This window comes from Oleiphilus sp. HI0125 (assembly GCF_001635355.1).
Genome location: NZ_LWGF01001156.1, coordinates 1 through 760, shown reverse-complemented (window position 1 = coordinate 760; position 760 = coordinate 1). Strand labels below are relative to the sequence as shown.

Sequence of the window (760 nt, the reverse complement as noted above, 5' to 3'; positions counted from 1 at the left end):
TTTCAATCAAAAGTGGAAGGCTATGAGTTCGACCTCTTTTCCGATGAATGGGTGCTCGGTTACAAGAAAACCCTTTATCTTGAGTGGATGAACACGTTGGACAGTGACGTTTTTCTCGACCTTCGGTTGGCGATTGCACACGCGGCCAAATACTACTCCTGTAACTCTCTGAATGTTCATGTCTCCATATTAAAAACGCTTTGCCAGTATTTAGAACCAGCAACATTTGATGCATGGTGGCTAACGCTCACGGACTATAAAAAGAAAGTAAGATATACATTGTACGCATTTTGTCAGCGAAGCCCTGAACATCGTAGCGAAGTCCTCATTCCGCTCTATGACCTCGTTAAAGAGGAAAATCTAGGCAGATGGGATAGCTCAAAAAATATCCTTGATGAAACAACTGGCGCGTACAGTGAAATAGAGCGTGATAATCTTTTAGAAGCACTGCGAATCGAAACACTCCATGCGCTCGATAATGAATTTGCCACCACGAAGTCCTTTACTCGCCTGAGAAATATTCTGGCGTGTCAGTTGATGGTCGCTGTCGTAAGAAGACCCACGCAATTAGTTCAACTCAAATGGTGCGACCTCTTGCGAGTAGGTCAGGCGTTTACCTCACACAAAGAGCATAACCGTGATTGGCAACCTTTGACACAGCATCACTTTTCTGATGTGGAGCAATTGCACCTGCGAACCTTTAAAGGAAAAGACGGAGGATTTAGGCGCAATGCCGAATCACGCTCACATCGACTCGATC

1 protein-coding gene is annotated in these 760 nt (G+C 44.9%); it reads left to right on the top strand.

The window, feature by feature from the left end; genetic code table 11:
- The coding region (locus A3762_RS27850; protein WP_197469432.1) for a hypothetical protein at nt 1–760 on the top strand (760 nt) is incomplete at both ends.